This is a genomic window from archaeon, from assembly GCA_016432545.1.
GTDB lineage: Archaea > Thermoproteota > Nitrososphaeria > Nitrososphaerales > Gagatemarchaeaceae > UBA183.
In genome coordinates this window covers 687919-705478 of sequence record CP066694.1, presented here as the reverse complement: position 1 = coordinate 705478, position 17560 = coordinate 687919, and the positions used below count along the sequence as shown (strand labels likewise).

22 protein-coding genes are annotated in these 17560 nt (G+C 60.9%); 8 read left to right on the top strand and 14 right to left on the bottom strand.

What is annotated here, in order from left to right:
* Window positions 1–46 precede the first annotated feature (46 nt).
* The 4 genes from HY247_03930 to HY247_03915 all read right to left on the bottom strand — a co-directional run bounded on the left by HY247_03930 (window position 47) and on the right by HY247_03915 (window position 2249).
* On the bottom strand, window positions 47–304 hold the full coding sequence (locus HY247_03930) for a hypothetical protein (protein ID QQG49457.1): 258 nt from the start codon (window positions 302–304) through the stop codon (window positions 47–49).
* A gap of 27 nt (window positions 305–331) precedes the next feature.
* On the bottom strand, window positions 332–1030 hold the full coding sequence (rpiA, locus tag HY247_03925) for a ribose 5-phosphate isomerase A (protein QQG49456.1): 699 nt from the start codon (window positions 1028–1030) through the stop codon (window positions 332–334).
* A complete protein-coding gene (locus HY247_03920; protein QQG49455.1) occupies window positions 1027–1695 on the bottom strand; it encodes a hypothetical protein in 669 nt (222 codons plus the stop codon). The genes rpiA and HY247_03920 overlap by 4 nt, the downstream gene beginning before the upstream one ends.
* Window positions 1696–2018: 323 nt before the next feature.
* Window positions 2019–2249: an RNA-binding protein gene (locus HY247_03915; protein ID QQG49454.1), complete on the bottom strand. Its 231-nt coding sequence runs from the start codon at window positions 2247–2249 to the stop codon at window positions 2019–2021.
* 60 nt (window positions 2250–2309) lie between these two features.
* Here HY247_03915 and HY247_03910 point away from each other — a divergent pair, with 60 nt between their 5' ends.
* Complete coding sequence (locus HY247_03910) at window positions 2310–2789, top strand: hypothetical protein (protein ID QQG49453.1); 480 nt, start codon at window positions 2310–2312, stop codon at window positions 2787–2789.
* Window positions 2790–3001: 212 nt separating this feature from the next.
* Entirely contained in the window at window positions 3002–3244 is a 243-nt protein-coding gene (gene sepF / locus HY247_03905; protein QQG49552.1) for a cell division protein SepF, read from the top strand.
* A 252-nt stretch (window positions 3245–3496) separates the two neighbouring features.
* Here sepF and HY247_03900 read toward each other — a convergent pair whose 3' ends face one another.
* From HY247_03900 to HY247_03890, 3 genes are all read right to left on the bottom strand, one after another.
* On the bottom strand, window positions 3497–4141 hold the full coding sequence (locus HY247_03900) for a hypothetical protein (protein ID QQG49452.1): 645 nt from the start codon (window positions 4139–4141) through the stop codon (window positions 3497–3499).
* Window positions 4142–4223: 82 nt separating this feature from the next.
* Window positions 4224–6107, bottom strand: a complete 1884-nt coding sequence (locus HY247_03895; protein ID QQG49551.1) for a beta-CASP ribonuclease aCPSF1 — start codon at window positions 6105–6107, stop codon at window positions 4224–4226.
* A 32-nt stretch (window positions 6108–6139) separates the two neighbouring features.
* Window positions 6140–6763: a proteasome subunit beta gene (locus HY247_03890; GenBank protein QQG49550.1), complete on the bottom strand. Its 624-nt coding sequence runs from the start codon at window positions 6761–6763 to the stop codon at window positions 6140–6142.
* A 230-nt stretch (window positions 6764–6993) separates the two neighbouring features.
* Between HY247_03890 and HY247_03885 the strand changes: the two genes are divergently transcribed.
* Window positions 6994–8013, top strand: coding sequence for an NAD(P)-dependent glycerol-1-phosphate dehydrogenase (locus HY247_03885; protein QQG49549.1), 1020 nt, complete (start codon window positions 6994–6996; stop codon window positions 8011–8013).
* On the opposite strand, the gene HY247_03880 is transcribed toward HY247_03885, so the two are convergent.
* From HY247_03880 to HY247_03860, 5 genes are all read right to left on the bottom strand, one after another.
* Entirely contained in the window at window positions 8010–8795 is a 786-nt protein-coding gene (locus HY247_03880) for an FKBP-type peptidyl-prolyl cis-trans isomerase (protein ID QQG49451.1), read from the bottom strand. The genes HY247_03885 and HY247_03880 overlap by 4 nt on opposite strands.
* Before the next feature lie 35 nt (window positions 8796–8830).
* Window positions 8831–9931, bottom strand: coding sequence for an alanine--glyoxylate aminotransferase family protein (locus HY247_03875; GenBank protein QQG49450.1), 1101 nt, complete (start codon window positions 9929–9931; stop codon window positions 8831–8833).
* Window positions 9924–10460, bottom strand: a complete 537-nt coding sequence (locus HY247_03870; protein ID QQG49449.1) for a nicotinamide-nucleotide adenylyltransferase — start codon at window positions 10458–10460, stop codon at window positions 9924–9926. Before HY247_03870 ends, HY247_03875 begins: the two co-directional genes overlap by 8 nt.
* A gap of 59 nt (window positions 10461–10519) precedes the next feature.
* Window positions 10520–11653: a right-handed parallel beta-helix repeat-containing protein gene (locus HY247_03865; protein ID QQG49448.1), complete on the bottom strand. Its 1134-nt coding sequence runs from the start codon at window positions 11651–11653 to the stop codon at window positions 10520–10522.
* 65 nt (window positions 11654–11718) lie between these two features.
* Window positions 11719–12906 (bottom strand): right-handed parallel beta-helix repeat-containing protein, encoded by a 1188-nt coding sequence (locus tag HY247_03860; GenBank protein QQG49447.1) that lies wholly within the window; start codon window positions 12904–12906, stop codon window positions 11719–11721.
* A 90-nt stretch (window positions 12907–12996) separates the two neighbouring features.
* Here HY247_03860 and HY247_03855 point away from each other — a divergent pair, with 90 nt between their 5' ends.
* The 3 genes from HY247_03855 (at window position 12997) to HY247_03845 (ending at window position 15362) form a co-directional block, all read left to right on the top strand.
* On the top strand, window positions 12997–14034 hold the full coding sequence (locus HY247_03855) for an RNA 3'-terminal phosphate cyclase (GenBank protein ID QQG49446.1): 1038 nt from the start codon (window positions 12997–12999) through the stop codon (window positions 14032–14034).
* Window positions 14035–14112: 78 nt separating this feature from the next.
* Complete coding sequence (locus tag HY247_03850; GenBank protein QQG49548.1) at window positions 14113–14694, top strand: proteasome subunit beta; 582 nt, start codon at window positions 14113–14115, stop codon at window positions 14692–14694.
* Window positions 14695–14708: 14 nt separating this feature from the next.
* Window positions 14709–15362, top strand: a complete 654-nt coding sequence (locus HY247_03845; GenBank protein ID QQG49445.1) for an MBL fold metallo-hydrolase — start codon at window positions 14709–14711, stop codon at window positions 15360–15362.
* 2 nt (window positions 15363–15364) lie between these two features.
* Here HY247_03845 and HY247_03840 read toward each other — a convergent pair whose 3' ends face one another.
* Both HY247_03840 and HY247_03835 read right to left on the bottom strand, forming a co-directional pair.
* A complete protein-coding gene (locus tag HY247_03840) occupies window positions 15365–15511 on the bottom strand; it encodes a hypothetical protein (GenBank protein ID QQG49444.1) in 147 nt (48 codons plus the stop codon).
* Window positions 15512–15551: 40 nt separating this feature from the next.
* Window positions 15552–15737 (bottom strand): hypothetical protein, encoded by a 186-nt coding sequence (locus HY247_03835; GenBank protein ID QQG49443.1) that lies wholly within the window; start codon window positions 15735–15737, stop codon window positions 15552–15554.
* 204 nt (window positions 15738–15941) lie between these two features.
* On the opposite strand from HY247_03835, the gene HY247_03830 reads away from it, so the two are divergent.
* Both HY247_03830 and HY247_03825 read left to right on the top strand, forming a co-directional pair.
* A complete protein-coding gene (locus tag HY247_03830) occupies window positions 15942–16199 on the top strand; it encodes a hypothetical protein (protein QQG49442.1) in 258 nt (85 codons plus the stop codon).
* A gap of 162 nt (window positions 16200–16361) precedes the next feature.
* The gene (locus HY247_03825; protein QQG49441.1) at window positions 16362–17504 is read left to right on the top strand and encodes a CoA transferase; all 1143 of its coding nucleotides are present in this window, start codon (window positions 16362–16364) and stop codon (window positions 17502–17504) included.
* Window positions 17505–17560: the final 56 nt, after the last annotated feature.

The window sequence follows — 17560 nt, the reverse complement described above, 5'->3', positions numbered from 1 at the left end:
TGCGAGGTTTGGGCCTTGGCTCGCGACTTCTGAGTCCGCTGCGGTCTTATCGCCAGCCCTTCTGGATTTTGATGATCGTCTCCTTCCATTGATGGTGGCAGTGCCTGCACTCGTAGCCGATTTCGATTGACTCCCTTTCGATCGGCACGTCCTCGTAAGTGACGATGGGGCCGAGGACCTGACCTCTGGGAGCCCTGACAATGATGTCGTGCATCACTCGCTCGGTGTCGTCTTCGACTGACAGGACTTTCTTGCTGGTCAGCTCGACTGAGAAGTGCCTGCCGCAGGAAGGGCACCGCCTCAAGAGCGCGCTCAAGGTCTGTGCGCTTCCTTACTTCGTCTTGCTGCTGAGCGCATCGTACGTCCCGTCGTCCATGAGCTTGTAGACCGTGATCGGCTTGAACGTGAAGACCCCGACCTCAACGACCCCCGGGACCGACTTCACCTTGGACTCGAGCTGGGCCGGGTCGTCCAGCGGCTCGAACATCGTGTCGAGGATCAGGTTCCCGTTCTCAGTAAAGTAGGGGTACCCCTTCTGCATCAGCCTCTCCTCGGGGACGCCGCCGAGGAGGGAGAGCCTGACCTTGGCGCTTTCGCGGGCCATCGGCACCACCTCCACAGGGACCCTCGCCCCCCTCTCGCAGAGTCGGGCCGCGAACTTGTTCTCGGAGGCAACGATCGCAATCGCCTTCGCGCTGCCCATCACTACCTTCTCCCTGAGCAGTGCGCCCCCTCCCCCCTTGATCAGGTTGAGCTTGTTGTCGACCTGGTCGGCGCCGTCGACCACGAGGTCGACCGACCCCCGAAAAGGCACGAGGTCGATCCCGTTCCTGGAAGCGACCAGCTCGATCTGGGTGGAGGTGGGGACCCCGGATATTCGCCTCCCTTTCGCCATCACCAGCGGGGAGAGCTCTTCGAGGAGCGTCGCGACCGTCGAGCCGCTCCCGAGGCCTATCGTGCTCCCGGATGGGAGCTTCTTTGAGAGTTCCTGGGCCACTCCCTTCAGGGCCTGCCTTTGCTTATCGGTCAAATTTCCTGAGGCTTCTTGTCCACGTCCAGCTGCTCTAGACGGGCGAGTTCGCCCATCACGTCGTCCATGATCTCCTTGCGCTTCTTCTCCGCCTCGCTCATCTCGGGCTTGGCCCTCCTCTCCACCACCTTCTCGAGGTCGGTGGCCCGCTCAGCCTTGGGGGTCGATGCCTCCTTCCTGACCATCTCGGGGACCGCCGTGCCCAGCCTCTGCTTGGCGGCCTCCAGCCTCCCCTCGATGTTCTGGATCTTCCCCTCGAAGAGGCTGACCAGGTCGTTACGCAGGCCCTCGAGCTCGCCCACTTCGACTATGAGCTCCACGTCCTTGAGCTTGGACTGGAGGTCCTTGATCTGCTCGGAGTAGCGCTTCGAGATGGTTTCTCTCTCTTCCCTCGTGATCCTCCCCTCGTTCTCGGCCTCGTAGAGCTTCATGAGCGCCGAGGAGAGGAGGTCCCTCTCGACCATGATCGTGCGCATCTCCCGCTTGGACTTCTCGAGTTCAGAGGAGGTGACCGATGCGAGGGCGACTTGCCCCTTGGAGTCCCTGGCAGCGGCCAGGACCTTCTGGGGCCTGCCCCTCGAGTAGAAGACGTAGTAGGCGGCGACTCCCCCGAGCCCGAGCCCCGCCGCGCCTGCGACGATCCCGGTCAGGAGGTCAAGTGCCATTCGTTGGTTCCTGTCCCTCGGGTGGGGCCTTCGGTATTAAAAGTAGATTCGGCCATGGCGGTCTGATGAACCTGTTCGCCACGGCTGGAGTTGGGGAACTTCTCGTGGTGGGAGGAGTCCTCTTCCAGGCGTCGGACTCCGGAACATGTCCCCTGATCGTTGCACGCTGTACCCACTTCGTTCAAGTCGCTTCCGGGTTCAGCCTGCCAATTGAAACGACAGCCGGGCGATGGTCTTCGCAGGGTTCTCGATTGTGTTGCTTGCGCTTTCATCGAAGCTCTTGACCGAAGTCAGGAGGGTGCGCTCGGGTCGGCGAATTCTTCTTAGGCCGGAGGCGGTGAGATCATGATGATGTTGTCTCCTCTTACGATGAGCATGCCAAGCGAGTTGGACTTTCCGTCCTCCGAGACCTCCTCCGCCTTCTCGAGGGAGAGGTTCATGTGCTGGTCGAAGCCCTGAAGCGTGCCCCTGATGATCTTGCCGCCCTTCAGCTTGATGAGCACGGTCTTGCCGACGCTCTCGTCGAGGACCTTGACCGCCATGTCGACTGACATACTGATCTTGTGCCGGCCTCTCGAATGGATTTATTTAAGCAGTCATTTAGCGACTCCCAGATGAAGAAGTGGGTCCTTTCAGGCAGGGACTCCACGGAGATCATCGGAAAGATCGAGTCCTCCCTCGGCGTCTCTCTGGCCCTCCCAAAGTCCACTCAGGCCGAGTGCGCCGAGCCGGACCAGGGTGTGGTCTTCGTGACCCTCGCCGGGAAGGTCTTCGTCCAGCACAAGGAGAGGTACCTCCCATTCCTCGGCTCGTTCGACGCGCTCGCGCTCTTCCCCGAGGCGGTGGTCGACGAGGGAGCGATAAGGTTCCTGGTCAACGGGGCAGACGTTATGAGGCCGGGCATCAGGCGCTTCGACGACTGGGGAGAGAAGGGCAAGGTCGTCGTGGTCAAGGAAGAGAAGAAGGGGCGGGCGATAGCCATCGGGCTGGCGGAGCTCTCGAGCGAGGAGGCGAAGGAGGTCAAGAAGGGCCCCTGCCTGAAGAACCTCCACTACGTGGGCGACAGGTACTGGGCCCTCTACAAGACGCTCTGAGCTGCGATAACTTTCAGGGTCCCCTCCCCTTATATCCGGAGAACGAATTCTCCGATTCCTGAAGATTACTCTACCAGTTGGTCTAACAAATTCACATCGCGCGCAGAATTGCTCCCTTCGGTCCAAGCTTAATAACAGGCCAGAGGAAAAATAGAACCATGTCAGGGATGATACAGGAGAGGAGGTTGGAGGGCAAGACGAAGGAGATACTGCTGAAGGCGATACCCCTCAAGAGCGTCGAAGACATCCCGAAGATCCAGGAGGACGTCACCAACAAGACCATAGTCATACTCAAGGTGACGCCACTGGCCCAGAAGAGCCTCGACGAGCTAAAGTCCTCGGTGGAGCAGCTCTACGAGTTCGCGACCTCGGTGGGAGGGGACATCGCGAGGCTGGGCGACGAGAGGGTCGTGATCACTCCTCCGGGCGTCAAGATCTGGCGCGGACTGCAGTAGTAACCGACTCGACCCTCCTAGTAGATCCTAACTGTCGGCGAATTTGACCTGAGCAAAGGCCACCAGAGCTACCAATCTCATCTAAGGCGGGATTGAATCCTCGGAGACGAGGCTCAAACCCAGAAATTAATGCACATGTCCTGATTGAAGTTGGCTCGGCTAGGAAGTGTAACTGATCAGTTTCGAGTCCAAGTCCCGTGATAGGTTACCGAACCAGTCGGAGCTGTTCCAGCACTCTACCAGTGAGCTGCACTAGGACGGGCTGGTCGGCAGACCACGAACCTGCCTGGCAATCTCGTCGAAGACATCGAATGACTCCCTGCTCGGAAGATTCTTCCCAACCATCAACAGGTGTTTGACAGGAACTCCGTTTACTGCCAGGGTATCCCACCTGACCGGCGCACCGATCCCGACATATCCGTCTCTCTTGTTGGCCCTGACTCTGATGTCAGGGAAACCAATCTCAATCACGGATCGCTTTAGTTCAACGTCAGAGTTCAAGGCGCTTGCCAGACGACCACCCTTCCAGTCGAAACCAATGGTCTCCCTCTTCAATAGGCCTTTCTTGAACGGCTCGGTAGATGCATTGAAATCGTCCTGGTTTCCAATGTTGATTCTGACGACATACAGATAGCTGTACAGTATTTGGCCAGGGCCTCTGCTTCCTCTCACGGGCTTCCGATAAACCTCCACGAAGTCTGCGCTCCTTCCGTAGAGTTTCAACGAGCCGATCGGAGGATTTCCGAATATGCCAAAGGTCGGCGTATGATGTATTGCTTCCGGACTGCCGTGAGGCAATGCACTGGACTTCACGCCCATTTGGTCGAAGTGTTGGGCCAGTTCCTCGATGAAACCAGTTTCCCAGAACGCGCTCTTGATCCTGTCGAAGACACTCAATTTGGAGATGGCTCTGTCCGCTCTATTGCGTACGTCCTAACTACACCTTTGGCGGACTTTGGGACTCGACATCGAAGTTCATTCAGTAGACCCTGATCGCTTCCTGCACGGCCGGATGTATCGCAGGAACCCTGTAGATCCTCGAAATCGCGTACGCCAGGTTCTCCGTCTTGCGCTTCTCGCCGTGGTTGACGAGTACGAGCTGGAGCTTCGGCCTGACCTTGCCCACGAACCTGATTATCTGGTTGTAGTCGCTGTGCCCCGAGAAGCCGTCCACCTTCTGGACACCGCACTTGACGTCCACGATCTTGATCTTCCCGTCCTGGCCCATGAGGCTCGCCTGGCCGCTCCCGTCGAGGACCCTCCGCCCTATGGTGCCCTGGACCTGGTAGGAGACGAAGAGGATCTTGTTCCTCTCAGAAGGGGCGAGGTTCTCGAAGTAGTCCAATACGGGGCCTCCCTCGAGCATCCCCGAGGTCGCCATGATGATCGCTGGGCCCTCCCTGTAGGCCTCCTCCCTGTCGGACGGGTGCTCCACCTCTGTGAAGTACTCCGACCTGAAGGGGTTGACTCCCTCGTCGATTATCTTGGACCTGAGCTCCCTCGAGAGGTAGTCGCAGTAGGAGACGTGGATCGCGGTCGCCTCAGAGATCATCCCCTCCATGAAGACCGGGGCCTCCACGAGGACCTTGTTGCGCATGTATTGGTCGATGACCAGCATGATCTCTTGCGCCCGCCCGACTGCGGGCGTTGGGATGAGGACCTTGCCCCCGGCCTTCAGGGTGTTGTTGATCGCGTTGACGAAGTTCATCTCGACCTCTTCGCGGACCGGCATGATGTCCTCCTTGGCGCCGTAGGTGCTCTCGGTGATCAGGGTCTCGACCCGGGGGTAGTTCCACGTGGCCGAGTCGAAGAGCTGAGTCCGGCCGTACTTGTAGTCGCCCGTGTAGACTATGTTGTGCGCTCCCTCCCCGATGTGGAGGTGGACGGTCGCGGAGCCGAGTATGTGCCCGGCGTTGTTGAACACGAGCTTGATGTCGGGCGAGATGTCGGTGACGAGCCCGTAGGGGAGGGTGATGGTGTGCTGGATCTCGTCCCGGATGTCCTTCTGGTCGTAGATCAGCCGGCCACCCTCGATCTGAGCTATCTTGACAAAGTCGTTCTGGAGGAGGGTCATCAGGGGCAGAGTCGGCTCGGTGCAGTAGACGGGGCCGTCGTATCCGTACTTGAACATCGCCGGCAGGAAGCCCATGTGGTCGAGGTGAGAGTGGCTGATCACGATTGCGTCGAGGTCGCGCGGCGAGATGTCCGCCCAGTCAAGCCTGGGGTACGCGTCCCAGGTGTTCCTCGCACCGGGGCTGATGCCGCAGTCGAGGAGGACCTTGCTCTCGGCCGTCTCGACAAGCAGAGAGGAGCGCCCGACCTCCTGGAAGGATCCGAGCGTCTTGATCGTGACGTGCTCGGTGGTCGTAAGCCTCGGCCTGAAGATCGCCTCCCCTAGTTCCCTGTAGAACTTCTCGCGGACCTCGCTGCCCGCCTTCATCGCGAAGTACATGTTCTGGATCGCGGTCGACTTCACGTGGGGGGCCTTGCGGACCTTGACCTTCCAGCCCGTCAGCTCCATCGCGTTGCCGAGGTCGAAGCCGGCCTCCTGAGAGAGGGCCTTCGGGTTCCCCGCCTCGACGACTATCTCCCCGAGGGCGTCGTCGAAGAAGAAGTTCGACGCCTCCGCCTCGACCGGGAGGACCTTCTCGAGGGCCTGGCGCGCCTCGCTCTCCGGCTTCCGGATGGACTTCTCTGTGCGCGTGACCACCCGCTTCTTGAGGGAGTTGACGATCTCAGAGATCACGTAGCTGTTCTTGTGCAGGAAGGCAGGGTTCTTCGTGTAGAGCGCGATCCTGGGGCCCTCGTACTCGATCCGGGTGATCTGAGCCTCCGCTGGGATGTTGGTCAGGATGGCGCTCATCAGGCTCGCGCCGTTTGATTTCTGTTCCAAGACTAATTGTCAGAGCTGAACTGGGCGAGGAGCTTCTCCTTCTCCTGCTCAGGGATTTCGCGGAACCCGTCCTTGTCGAGGATGGCGACGTCGAAGTGGTCGCCGGTCGCGACGTTCCGCCTCGTTGCGGCTATGATAGCCTTCGCAGCCAGGGGGTAGGCCTTCGCGGCCGTCGTGCCCACCTTGAACTCCGACTCCAGGACTCCGTAAGCAACGGGCGAGCCACTCCCCGTCGCCATCATCTTCTCCTGGTTCTTGGAACCGAAGAAGTCCACATTGTAGAGCGAGCCCCCAGACGGGTCGACCCCTCCCACCAGCACGTCGGCGATGAAGGGGTAGAGTCGTGAAGAAAAGAGAACGTTCGAGACGACCTGCGCTGCGGCCCTTACGGGCATTAGGCGTCTCTTCTCGATCCTGTAGAGGTTGGTGTAGTACTTCAGAGTGTCGACCACGTTCTGAGCGTCCGCGACCCCGCCGGAGATGGTCATCGCGATGTTGTCGTCGATGCGGAGGAGCTTCTTCCCCCTCTTGTGCGCTATGAACCCGCCTGCGGTTACCCTAGTGTCCGTGGCCAATACGACCCCGTCCGCGCACACCAGGCCCACCGTCGTGGTCCCGTGGTACACTGCCGCTCCGAGCGGCTTGCCTGCGAACCTCTTGTTATTTGCAGCTTCCAATAGAAACTACCTTCCCTAGAAGGCAGACCCAAGCGCCGTCCGTTCCTTTTTTAATCTTTCCCGCGCGGTCGCGTCCGGACGGGCCTGTTCCGCAGAGCCCACGAATCCTCCGGGGGGGCGAATGACCTTAAATCGAGTCGAACAGGCATCATACCTTCGTGGAGCAACGCTTCCACCTGATGGAGCTGCCGACCAAGGTCCTCATCGGGGACGGGGTGCTGACGCAGCTCGGGGAGTTCGTAAAGGAGTCTGCGGGAAGAAAGAAGGTCGTCGTCGCCGCTGGCTCGCACGTCAAAGACAGGGTCAGGGATTCTATCGAGAAGGCCCTGGTCAGGCAACCGCTCTGGGTCGAAGTGAAGGCTGCTGACGTCGCGAACGTCGAGCGCGTCGTTGCTGGCTCAAAGGGGTCCAGCTGCATAGTGGGGGTGGGGGGCGGGAAGAGCGTCGACGTCGGGAAGCTTGCGGCATTCAGGAGAGGGATCTCCTTCTACTCGCTGCCGACGAGCGCATCTCATGACGGGATCGCGAGCCCCTTCGCCTCGCTCAAGGGACTCGACAGGCCCTATTCCGTGAAGGCGAAGCCACCCGTGGGGATACTCGCGGACATAGACGTCATATCCTCGGCGCCGAGGCGCCTCCTCGCCTCTGGGTGCGGAGACCTAGTGTCGAAGCTGACCGCCGTCAAGGACTGGCAACTGGCGCACAGGACGAACGGGGAGTACTACGGAAGCTATGCGGCTAGCCTGGCGCTGATGAGCGCGGACGTCGTCCTCAAGGACTCCAAGAGGATTGGCAAGTTCGGCAAGGAGAGCGTCAGGGACCTGGTCGAGGCCCTGATCAGCACCGGGGTCGCAGCCGGGATAGCCGGCAGCTCAAGGCCCTGCAGCGGCTCTGAGCACCTCTTCAGCCACTATCTAGACTTCATCGCCCCCGAGTCCGGGCTCCACGGAGAGAAGTGCGGTCTTGGGACAATCATGATGGCGAAGCTCCACGGGCTTGACTGGAAGGGGGTCCGAAGGTCGCTCGTCGAAGTAGGAGCGCCGGTCACGGCCGAGGAGATTGGGACCGACAAGGCTCAGGTCGTAGAGGCCCTCGTGAAGGCGAGCTCCATAAGGCCCGACAGGTACACGATTCTCTCAAAGGCAAGACTGAAGCGGACGGCCGCCGCCAGGCTCGCAGAAGAGACTGGGGTACTCTAGGAAGTCGACGGCGCGGGGGCCGCCTTGCGCTTTCTCGGCTTCGGGACCGCCGCCTCGACCTTCTCCGGCTCCTTGACCTCCTCCTTCTTCGCGACTACCTTCTCGTTCGCAAAGTCCTCGGAGAAGGTGAGCTTCGCCAGGCGAGGGACGAATTTGAAGACGTCATTGGCGATGCCTCTCTTTATGATCTGCAGGCCGTCGACGAGGAAGAGCTCCTCGGGAATCGAGACCCTCAGTTCCGTCTCCCCCAGCTCGAAGGAGACCCTGCCCCCTTCCCCTGCCAGCCTCCGGTCCACGAGGGCCCGGACCTTGTCCTCGTCGCTCTCGAGCTTCTTCAGCACCTCGAAGTCGTAGACTATGGACTTTCCTGCCAGCCTGTGGTTGAAGTCGACCTGGGCCCTGCCGGAGCCGATGAACCTCACTATCCCGACTCTATTGTCGATGTCCACCGAGTCGCCCACAGTCAGCTCGTGCTCCCTCTCGCCGAACTTCCTCAGTGGTATCATCCTCGTCTGAGTTGGGTCCCTGACCCCGAATGCCTTCTCAGGCGTCAGCTCTATCTCCTTCTTCTGGGCGACGCCCATGCCCTTCACCTCGTCCTCAAGGCCCGACAGGAGCCATCCCTCGCCCACTGCCACGAGCCTTGGTTCGTACTTCCTCGTCGCGTCGTAGATGTTGAGCTTCTTGGCGTCGGCTTCGAGCGTCGTCTCGATCGCCTCGCCGGTGTCCTTGACCTTGGCGGTATAGTTCGCCAGAATCAGGTCGCCCTTCTCAAAGGCCATGTTTTCGGACAACCTTCTCATTGGGTTTATAGGTTTTAGGCGCTCTTTCGAATCGCCAGCGTCTCACCGATTGCCTTCAGGGTCCTAGACACGAACTCCTCGTTGATCTGCCCCATGCATCCGACTCTGAAGACTTTCCCGGCGAAGGGCCCGAACCCTCCGGCGACGACTATCCCCTTGTCATGGGCGAGCGACTTCCTGAACGCCGCGTCCTCTATCCCAGGCGGATAGTAGGAAGCGATGACCGTTCTGGACCTGACGGCCTTCTCGGCCACAGGCTTCAGACCCATCCCGCCCAGGCCGTCGTACAGCAGGGCCGACATCCTGTCGTGCCTTTCGACCCTGCGCGCGAGCCCCTCCTCGAGGAGTTCCTTGAGGGCCTCGTCCAAGGCGTACACCAGAGGCAGGGCCGGAGTGAAGGGGGTCTCTCCCCTCGCCGCATACTCAAGGTACCTGGGAATCTCGAAATAACGGGTCTTGGGTGGCGAGCCCTTGAGGAACTGGACGACCCTCTCGCTGACAGAGAGGAGCGCCAGCCCAGGGGGCGCCGCTATGCACTTCTGGCTCCCCGTGATGCACACGTCCACTCCCCATTCGTCGACCGGGATCGCGTAGCCTCCGAGGCTGGAGATGGCGTCGATGACTGAGAACGCCCCATGCTTCTTTGCGAGGAGGGCCGCCTCCTTGAGGTACGGGGCTGCGACCCCTGTACTCGTCTCGTTGTGGACCAGGAAGAGCGCCTTGAACGGACCAGTCTTCTCGGCGGCGGCCCTGACCTCCTCGAAGGGCGGCACCGCGCCCGAATCGGCCTTGACCCTCACTGCCGTGCCCCCTGCCATCTCCACAGTCTCTGCCAGGCGGGCGCTGAACTCTCCGAAGACAGGGACCAGGGCGACGTCTCCCGGCCTGATCAGGTTCCAGACTGCAGCCTCCACCCCTCCGGTCCCCGAGGCTGAGAAGATCACTACGTCCCCATCGGTCTGGAACAGGTGCCTAGCCTTCTCGGTGACCCCCTTGAAGAGCGCCCGGAAGGAGTCCCCCCTGTGGTTGATTATCGGCCCCAGCATCGCCTGCATGACGCGGTCCGACACGTTGGTCGGGCCAGGCAGCATGATCAGGTTCTGGTCTCTATGCACGTCCGGCCCCCGACAGGTCCTTCCTCATGAGCGCCCTCACCCTCTCCACTCCGCCGAACTTCTTCACCAGCTTCCCGACCTCCGGCGGCACGAGGCTCTCCCAGTCCTTCCTCTCGAGGATCCTGTCCCGCACGTTGGTCGCAGAGTACCTGCTCCTGTCCTTGTACGGCACCGCCTTGACCTCCTCGCCCTCCTCTTTGAAGAGCAGGAAGGTGAGCGCGTCGTTCGTGAACACTACGTCGAACCTGGGGACCATCGACTCGACTGAGGAGACCCAGAGCGAGTGCGAGTCCGCGTCCGCGATAGGTATCGCCATCCACTTCTTCGGGTCGACCCCGCCCCCGTCGAGGGCGCTCTTGATCATCGTGATCCTCTCGGAGGCGGTGAATGGGTTGTCCCTCTCGTGGCTCCTTTGCGCGCTCCCTACGACCACGTACAGGTAGTCGACCCTTGCCATGGCGTACTTGACTGCGGCCAGGTGCCCAAGGTGGAAGGGCTGAAAGCGGCCTACGAATAGCCCGACTCTCATCTCACTTTCGCGCGGCCCGCTCTGGGCTATTTAAGAAGGAAACCGCCGTTGCGCTATTGTTAGGGTGCGCAGAGGTCGTTGAGGTAACCGCCCGCGACCCCGTTGTTCCTGCAGATGTCGTCCGCGTAGAAGTTGCCCGAACTGGAGGTGCCTGTCCCGGTCGTTCGGTCGAGGTACCCGTACTTCGCGTTGACGTTGGCTTCGTTCGCGCTCACCGTGTTGTTCAGAGACGTCCCGCTGAAGTAGAACCCGGAGTAGAGGCTTCCCTTGGCAAGGTTCCCCGTGAGGCTGTTTCCCGTGCTTCCGAGTAGGAAGATGCCGTAGAGATTCTCAACTGCCCTATTCCCTCTCACTTCCACTGATGTTGACGAGGCAATCAGGAAGCCGTGTCCGGTGTTCGCGCTCGCCCTGTTGCCCACGACGAACCCGTGGTCCGACCCGCCCAGGTAGAATCCGTTCCCGTTGTTCCCGCTGCCAGTGTTGAACCTGAGGCTCTCGTTGGTGGTGCGCCCCATGACTACGAAGCCGTCGAAGTTGTTGCCCTTGGCCGAGTTCCTCTCGAGCCTTACGTTGGACGAGCCATCGACGACGAAGCCCGCTCCGTTGTTGTCGTACGCAGAGTTGCCCCTCAGCAGGTTCGCGGGCGAGTTGAGCAGGTAGTACCCGTTCCCGTTGCCCGTGGCAGTGCTCCCCTTGAGGATGTTCTCGGTGCTCCCCTGCAGGAAGTAGCCGAAGGTGTTCTCGATGGCCCTGTCACCTTTGAGGGTGTTCAGATCGGAGGCCAGGAGAGAGAACCCGTAGTCGTTCCTCCTTACCACGTTCTTCTCGAAGCTGCCCAAGGTCGAGCCGTGCACGAAGACCCCGATGTGGAAGCCCTGGATGCGGCAGTTCTTGATCTTCACTACGTCAACCTGCTCCAGCCTGATTCCGATCGTGCCTGCGGTCCCGTTTCCTTTGATTGCGTGCCCGTGGCAGTCGAGGGAAGCCCCGGAGGTCCCCACGTCGAGCGCGACTCCCCCCACTCCGAGGGAGTCGCAAGGGCCCACGTCCGCGTTGAGAGTGATCGATCCCGAGATTATGGCTCCGCATGCCGGCCCGTCGGCGTTCACAACGGGCGGGACGGCTGTTGTGAGCAGGAGAAGGAACAGGGTCGCCGCGGCTGCTTTCAGGAGCTCGGGCTGCCCTCCCTTCATTGAGAACTCCCGCCTGGACTTGCGTTCTTTAAGCCTTGAAGGGTCGGAGCGTCTTAACTCAAGTGTCAGGGCTGCGGTGCGCCGAGTCCAGACGGGCTGGAGCATCCCGCAAGGTTGCCCTGGCATTCGTTGGTGGCATAAGGATTGGCGGTCCCAGAGGTCTGAGACCCTGAGGTATAGTCAGAGTATCCGAACATAGAGTTCACGTCGGCTGCGTTGGCACTGAGCTGATTGCCGCTCGAGTCAGTCCCGAGGACGAAGCCGTTCGAGTTCCTGTTGGCGGTGTTGCTCTTGACGAGGTTCCCCGCAGCCCCCCACATCGAAAATCCTGCGTACCCGTTGTTCTTGGCGGTGTTCCTGGTTATGGAGCTGTTGTATGAATATTCGACCTCGAAACCACTGTAGTTGTTGTTCTGCGCCGTGTTCCTCAGGACAGTCATGAGGGTGGAGTACCAGATGCCGAACCCGTTGTAGTTGTCCTTCGCAAGGTTCCCCTTCACCGTGTCTCCCGTCGAGGAAGTCACGTAGAACCCGTAGCCGTTGTTCCTGGCAAAGTTCTCCCTGACCGTGCTGTTCTGAGTGCTGTCCAGCTCGAACCCTAGGAAGTTGTTCCGGCTCGCGGAGTTCCCCTTGAGGGTCGTGCTGGACGAGAGAGAAACTACGAAACCATTGTAGTTGTCCTTCGCAAAGTTCCCTTTCAGCGTGCTGTTGGTCGCGAAGGTGGCCTGGAACCCTGCGAACTGGTTGTGACTAGCCGTGTTGGCCTTCATCGTGGTGCTGGAGGAGGAGCTAAGGACGAACCCGTTGTAGTTGTTCCTGGCCGCGTCACCCTTGAAGGTGCTGTGCGTAGTCCTGTCCATCAGGAAGCCGACGACGTTGTTCGAGGCTGTGACCCCCTTGACGGTCACGTTGGATGATAGCCCGACTGCCACTCCATAGGAGAAGCCGGAGACGAGGCAGTTCTTCAGAGTCACCTTGTCGACTTGCGTCAGGTTGAATCCTGTCCCGCTCCCGGACCCGGTCAGGGCGTGGCGCTTGCAGTCGATGACGACGTTGTCCGAGACCACCATGAGCCCGTTCCCGTCGCAGGGGCCGAGGTCCGCCTTGAATGTGACTGACGTAGTGACGACCATCCCGCAGGAAGGCAGCGTTGTCGCGCTGGCCGGGCGAGAGACTCCTGTGAGAAACATCGAGGCGACGAGCCCGAGCACCATCACTCCTGCCCACAATCTTCGGGCCCTTCCCTCCTTCAAAGCCTGACCGTGAGGGCCGCAGCGCTATTTATCGATTGAAGTGGCCCGGCGGCCCGGCTGCTTAATCTCAGGGCGCACTGGGGCTGGGCCGTGGAGTACGTCGAAGTCGACGGGTCGAGGGGGGAGGGCGGGGGCCAGATCCTCAGGACTGCCGTGGCCTTCTCAGCGATAGTCGGGAAGCCGGTCAGGGTCTCCAAGGTTAGGGCCGGCCGAGAGGTGCCAGGGCTGAAGAGACAGCACGCCTCATCTCTCAGGGTGCTCTCCGAGGTCTTCGACTGTACCCTGGGCGGCGCCGTCGAAGGCTCTTCCGAGGTCACCTTCGCTCCGGGGCCTCTGAGGTCCAGAGAGGTATCGATAGACATGGGGACGGCAGCTAGCATCCCGCTCGTCCTTCAGGCCGTCATCCCCGCCGTGTCTTTGAGCAACTCCTCGCTCAGGCTCCGGCTGAGGGGCGGGACGGACGTGCCATGGAGCCCCACCTTCGACTATCTGACGAGGGTTGTACAGCCCGTTTTCGGGGCAGCGGGCGTCAGGTTCGACGCCAGGGCGACCAGGCGGGGCTACTATCCGAAGGGAGGGGGGAAAGTGGAAGCTTCTATCGAGCCGTGCCCGATGCCCAATCCACTGCGCCTGGACTCTCCTGCCACTCTGGCCGAAGTCACTCTCTCGAGCAGGTGCGGCGCCCTGCCGAGGCACGTGGCGGAGAGACAGGCGAGGGCCGCAAAAGAAGTGCTCGTCGAGACCGGTTTGAATGTCCGCGAAGAAGTAACGCTCGAGGAGTCGGACTCCCCTGGTTCGTCGATAACGATCTCTGCGACCTCGAACAGCGCGTTCCTGGGCTCTGATGCGCTCGGCTCAAGAGGCAGGCGAGCCGAGGAGGTGGGCCTTGACTCCGCTTCGAGGTTCGTCGCCTATCTGAAGTCGGGCGCCTGCCTGGACGACAACGTCGCCGACATGCTGATCCCCCTCCTCTCGCTGGCCGATGGTCCCTCGGCCGTCCGCCTTGCCTCGGTTACCCCACACCTCGAGTCAGGGATCGAGCTCGCGCGCCTCTTCACCTCATGCGAGTTCTTGACGAGGAATGACGGGGGAGGGACTGTGCTCGAGGCGAGGCCCTCGGGACGATAGGCCGACTTTTCTAACACAACGTCTAAAAGGACGAATCTTTTCGCTGTCGAAAGATTTCAAGTGTCGTACGAAGCATACCTGCCAGGAGCGACTGCGGTCGGCATCGCCTACAAGGAGGGCGTCGTGCTGGGCGCGGAGAGAAGGATCACCCTCGGGAGCTTCGTGAGGAGCAAGTCGGGGCGCAAGGTCTTCAGGGTCACCGACACCGTCGGGGCGGTCTGCGCGGGCATGGTGGCCGACATGCAGAACCTCGTAAAGGAGGTATCAGTCTACTCCAAGCTGAAGGAGCTCGAATCCAGGAAGGCCCTGAAGCCGAATTCGGTCGCGAAGCTGATGTCCACGCTCATGTTCCAGAACCGTTACGCCCCCCTGCTGACCCAGGTGATCCTAGGCGGCGTCGGCGCGAAGCCGATCGTCTACGTATTGGACCCGCTGGGCAGCGTAATCTCCGACCAGTATGCGACCGTGGGGACTGGAGAGGAGACTGCGATAGGCGTAGTCGAGTCAGGCTACAGGGCTGAGATGTCTCAGAAAGAAGCCCGCGACCTCCTGGTCTCAGCGATCAGGTCCGCGGTGGCAAGAGACGCGATGAGCGGAAACGGCATCGACATCTTGACCGTCGAGCGGTCGGGCATCAAGGAAGAAGCACTCGACCTGTAGGAGCAGGGCGGAACTTGTGGACTTTCGGAGGAGTCCAGGTCCGCTGGCTAGGGCACGACGGGTTCGTACTCCAAGGAAGCAAGACCGTTGTCATAGACCCCTTCAAGGCCAAGGGCGACTACAAGGCGGACCTCCTCCTGATATCTCACGAGCACCAAGACCACCTGAGCGAGGAGGACATCAGGCGCTTCACCGGCCCCTCATCGACCCTCGTCGCCCCGCGGATCTGCGAGGAGCCCCTAGCCAAGTTCGACCTCGAGAAGGTCTTCCTGGAGCCCGGGTCTGTTGTCGAGCTGAAGGGCGTGACGGTCCAGGCGGTCGCGGCGTACAACGTCAACAAGTACCGCGAGCCTGGGAAGCTCTTCCATCCGAAGGCTGACGGCCGCGTGGGATACGTCGTGACCCTCGACGGGTCCAGGTTCTACCACGCGGGCGACTCCGACGCGACCCCCGAGATGAAGGCCCTCGACGTGGACGTCGCCTTCCTCCCCGTCTCCGGGACGTACGTGATGACCGCGGAGGAGGCGGCGGAGGCTGCCATGGCGATGAAGCTGAAGGTTGCGGTGCCCATGCACATCAACAAAATCGTTGGGAGCCTCGCGGACGCCAAGAGGTTCAAGGACCTCGTCGGCGGCGCTGTGCCGGTCCAGATCCTCGAAGAGGAATAGGCCTACTCGGGGACGCTGTCGGACCTTATCTTCCCGTTGTCGAGCTTGACGAAGAGATACCTGTTGTCCGCGAATACGAGCGTCAGATCGTTCTCCTTCTCCTCGACAGTCAGCAGGGCCTTCCCGATGATCCCGTCGAACTTCGCCATCGCAACGTGCTCCTAGAGAATCGTATTTCTGTCTTGCCGGCTATTCGGTGAGGTACTCCGAGAGTTCCGCAGCCCCTGACCCCTTCCTGGTCTTCTCGACTGGCGTCCCCGTCGTTGCCCTGACCATCTCCCTGATCACCTCGTCAATGCTCCCGCTCCTCTTCCTCGCTTTGATCGCCTTCAGCGCCGAGTGCGTGTCGTCGTGCACCTTGACCGACCTTCCCAAGGGAGCAACGCCGCACTTCGCCCGATATTAATGCTGAGAAGTTTGACTCGGTATCGTCGCGAGGTCATCATCTGCCCATGGAGCTAACCCGGGCTATGACTGGGACGGCGTTCACCTCATCGTCGGAAGGGACTCTGCGCCCTCAGATTTAGACCTTTAACAAGACCGCCCGACGAGATCGAGGGTGAGAGAATGGTGTTCCGAATGAACAGGGACAAGAAAGCCGTGGCGATTGTTTTGTTGGCCTCACTTCTCTTCCTCTTCGCCCCTATCGTGTCCATCAATAGACATGTGGTGACAAAAGCAAACATAGGTGAGTGGCGGGCTGTGGCTTCGCCATCGTTCTACCTTTTCGAATGTGGGGCGCTCTATGATGTTCAGGGAAGGATACTATACTTCGGCAATGTCACATGGACATATCTCTTTGAGTGGGCTTGTGACGGTCTTTACTATCACTTCTGAGCTAACATTCGCATCGTTGGCTAGTTCCCCCAGGTCAGGATGATGCAGGCCCAAGACTTCTACGGCAGGGCTGAATATACTGATTCTTGGAACCCTAGACAGTCACGAGACGATTTGAATTGTGTTGGTCGGATTTTAATTCTCTTGCAACGGAGCTGAGGAGTGGGCTTTCTGGACGGCGTCAGGGTCGTCGACGCAACTCGCCTCTTCCCCGGCGGCTACGCCACGATGCTCCTCTCTGACATGGGTGCAGAAGTCACCAAGGTCGAGCAGCCCGGCCTGGGCGACTACATGCGGGCGACGCCCCCGACCAAGCGAGGGAAGAGTCCCGTCCACGACATAGTCAACCGGAACAAGTCGAGCATCGGGGTCGACCTGAAGTCCAAGGAAGGTCGAGGGGTCATGAGGCGCCTCCTCGAGCGTGCCGACGTCTTCGTCGAGGGGTTCAGGCCGGGGGCGATGAAGAGGCTGGGGTTCTCGTATGAAGAAGTGAAAACCATCAGCCCGAAGATAGTGTACTGCTCGATCTCCGCCTACGGCCAGAAGAGCCCTCTGAGCTCGATGCCTGGGCACGACGTCAACTTCCAGGCGATGGCCGGTACGCTCTCCTACGGCCCTCCGACCCCTCCCCTTCTGCAGCTCGGCGACCTGGCTTCGGGGATGCACGCCGCGCTCGCAATACTTGGCGCTCTCGCCGGGCGGCGTGGGCCCGTCTACATCGACGTCCCCATTGTCCCGTCCCTTGCGTCTTGGATGGTCCTCCCCGCGGCGACCTACATCGCGACCGGCGAGGAGCCTGTCCCGGGGCACAGCCTGATCTTCGGGTCGACGCCCTACTACAGCATCTACCCGACCTCCGACGGGCGCCACGTAGCCGTCGCCGCGATCGAGGAGAGGTTCTGGCACAACCTGGTCGTGGCACTCGGGGTGCCCGAGCTGGAAGGCAAGAGGTTCGGGAGCCCTCCGGAGCGACGGCAGGTGAAGTCCACGCTGAAGAAGATCTTCTCCGCGAGGACGAGGGACCACTGGGCTCGTCTCCTGATGCACAAGGATACGTGCGTCACCCCAGTCCTGACCGTCTCAGAGGCGCTCCAGAGCGACTGGGCAAAGGCTGCGGGCGCCCTCGTCCGGGTCCCGCACAGCGGGCACGTCCTGGGCGCCCCGGTCCTGTCTCGTCCGAGGATGAGGTCCAAGCCCCAGACTCAGGCGCCCGAGCTCGGGGCAGACACGCCCAGGATCCTCGAATCGCTGGGATACTCACGCGCCGAAGTGGCCCGGCTGCGCCGCTCTCATGCGGTCCAGTAGCCGCCGTCTGGTGAAAGGGAAAGGTTATTTCCAATGGAAATGATGGTAACCAATAG

Bases quoted from the DNA above. Each gene is read 5' to 3' on its own strand.
- HY247_03920 (QQG49455.1), bottom strand. From the start codon at position 1,695: ATGGCACTTGACCTCCTGACCGGGATCGTCGCAGGCGCGGCGGGGCTC.
- HY247_03915 (QQG49454.1), bottom strand. From the start codon at position 2,249: ATGTCAGTCGACATGGCGGTCAAGGTCCTCGACGAGAGCGTCGGCAAG.
- HY247_03910 (QQG49453.1), top strand. From the start codon at position 2,310: ATGAAGAAGTGGGTCCTTTCAGGCAGGGACTCCACGGAGATCATCGGA.
- HY247_03895 (QQG49551.1), bottom strand. From the start codon at position 6,107: ATGAGCGCCATCCTGACCAACATCCCAGCGGAGGCTCAGATCACCCGG.
- HY247_03885 (QQG49549.1), top strand. From the start codon at position 6,994: ATGGAGCTGCCGACCAAGGTCCTCATCGGGGACGGGGTGCTGACGCAG.
- HY247_03880 (QQG49451.1), bottom strand. From the start codon at position 8,795: ATGGCCTTTGAGAAGGGCGACCTGATTCTGGCGAACTATACCGCCAAG.
- HY247_03870 (QQG49449.1), bottom strand. From the start codon at position 10,460: ATGAGAGTCGGGCTATTCGTAGGCCGCTTTCAGCCCTTCCACCTTGGG.
- HY247_03865 (QQG49448.1), bottom strand. From the start codon at position 11,653: ATGAAGGGAGGGCAGCCCGAGCTCCTGAAAGCAGCCGCGGCGACCCTG.
- HY247_03840 (QQG49444.1), bottom strand. From the start codon at position 15,511: ATGGCGAAGTTCGACGGGATCATCGGGAAGGCCCTGCTGACTGTCGAG.
- HY247_03830 (QQG49442.1), top strand. From the start codon at position 15,942: ATGAACAGGGACAAGAAAGCCGTGGCGATTGTTTTGTTGGCCTCACTT.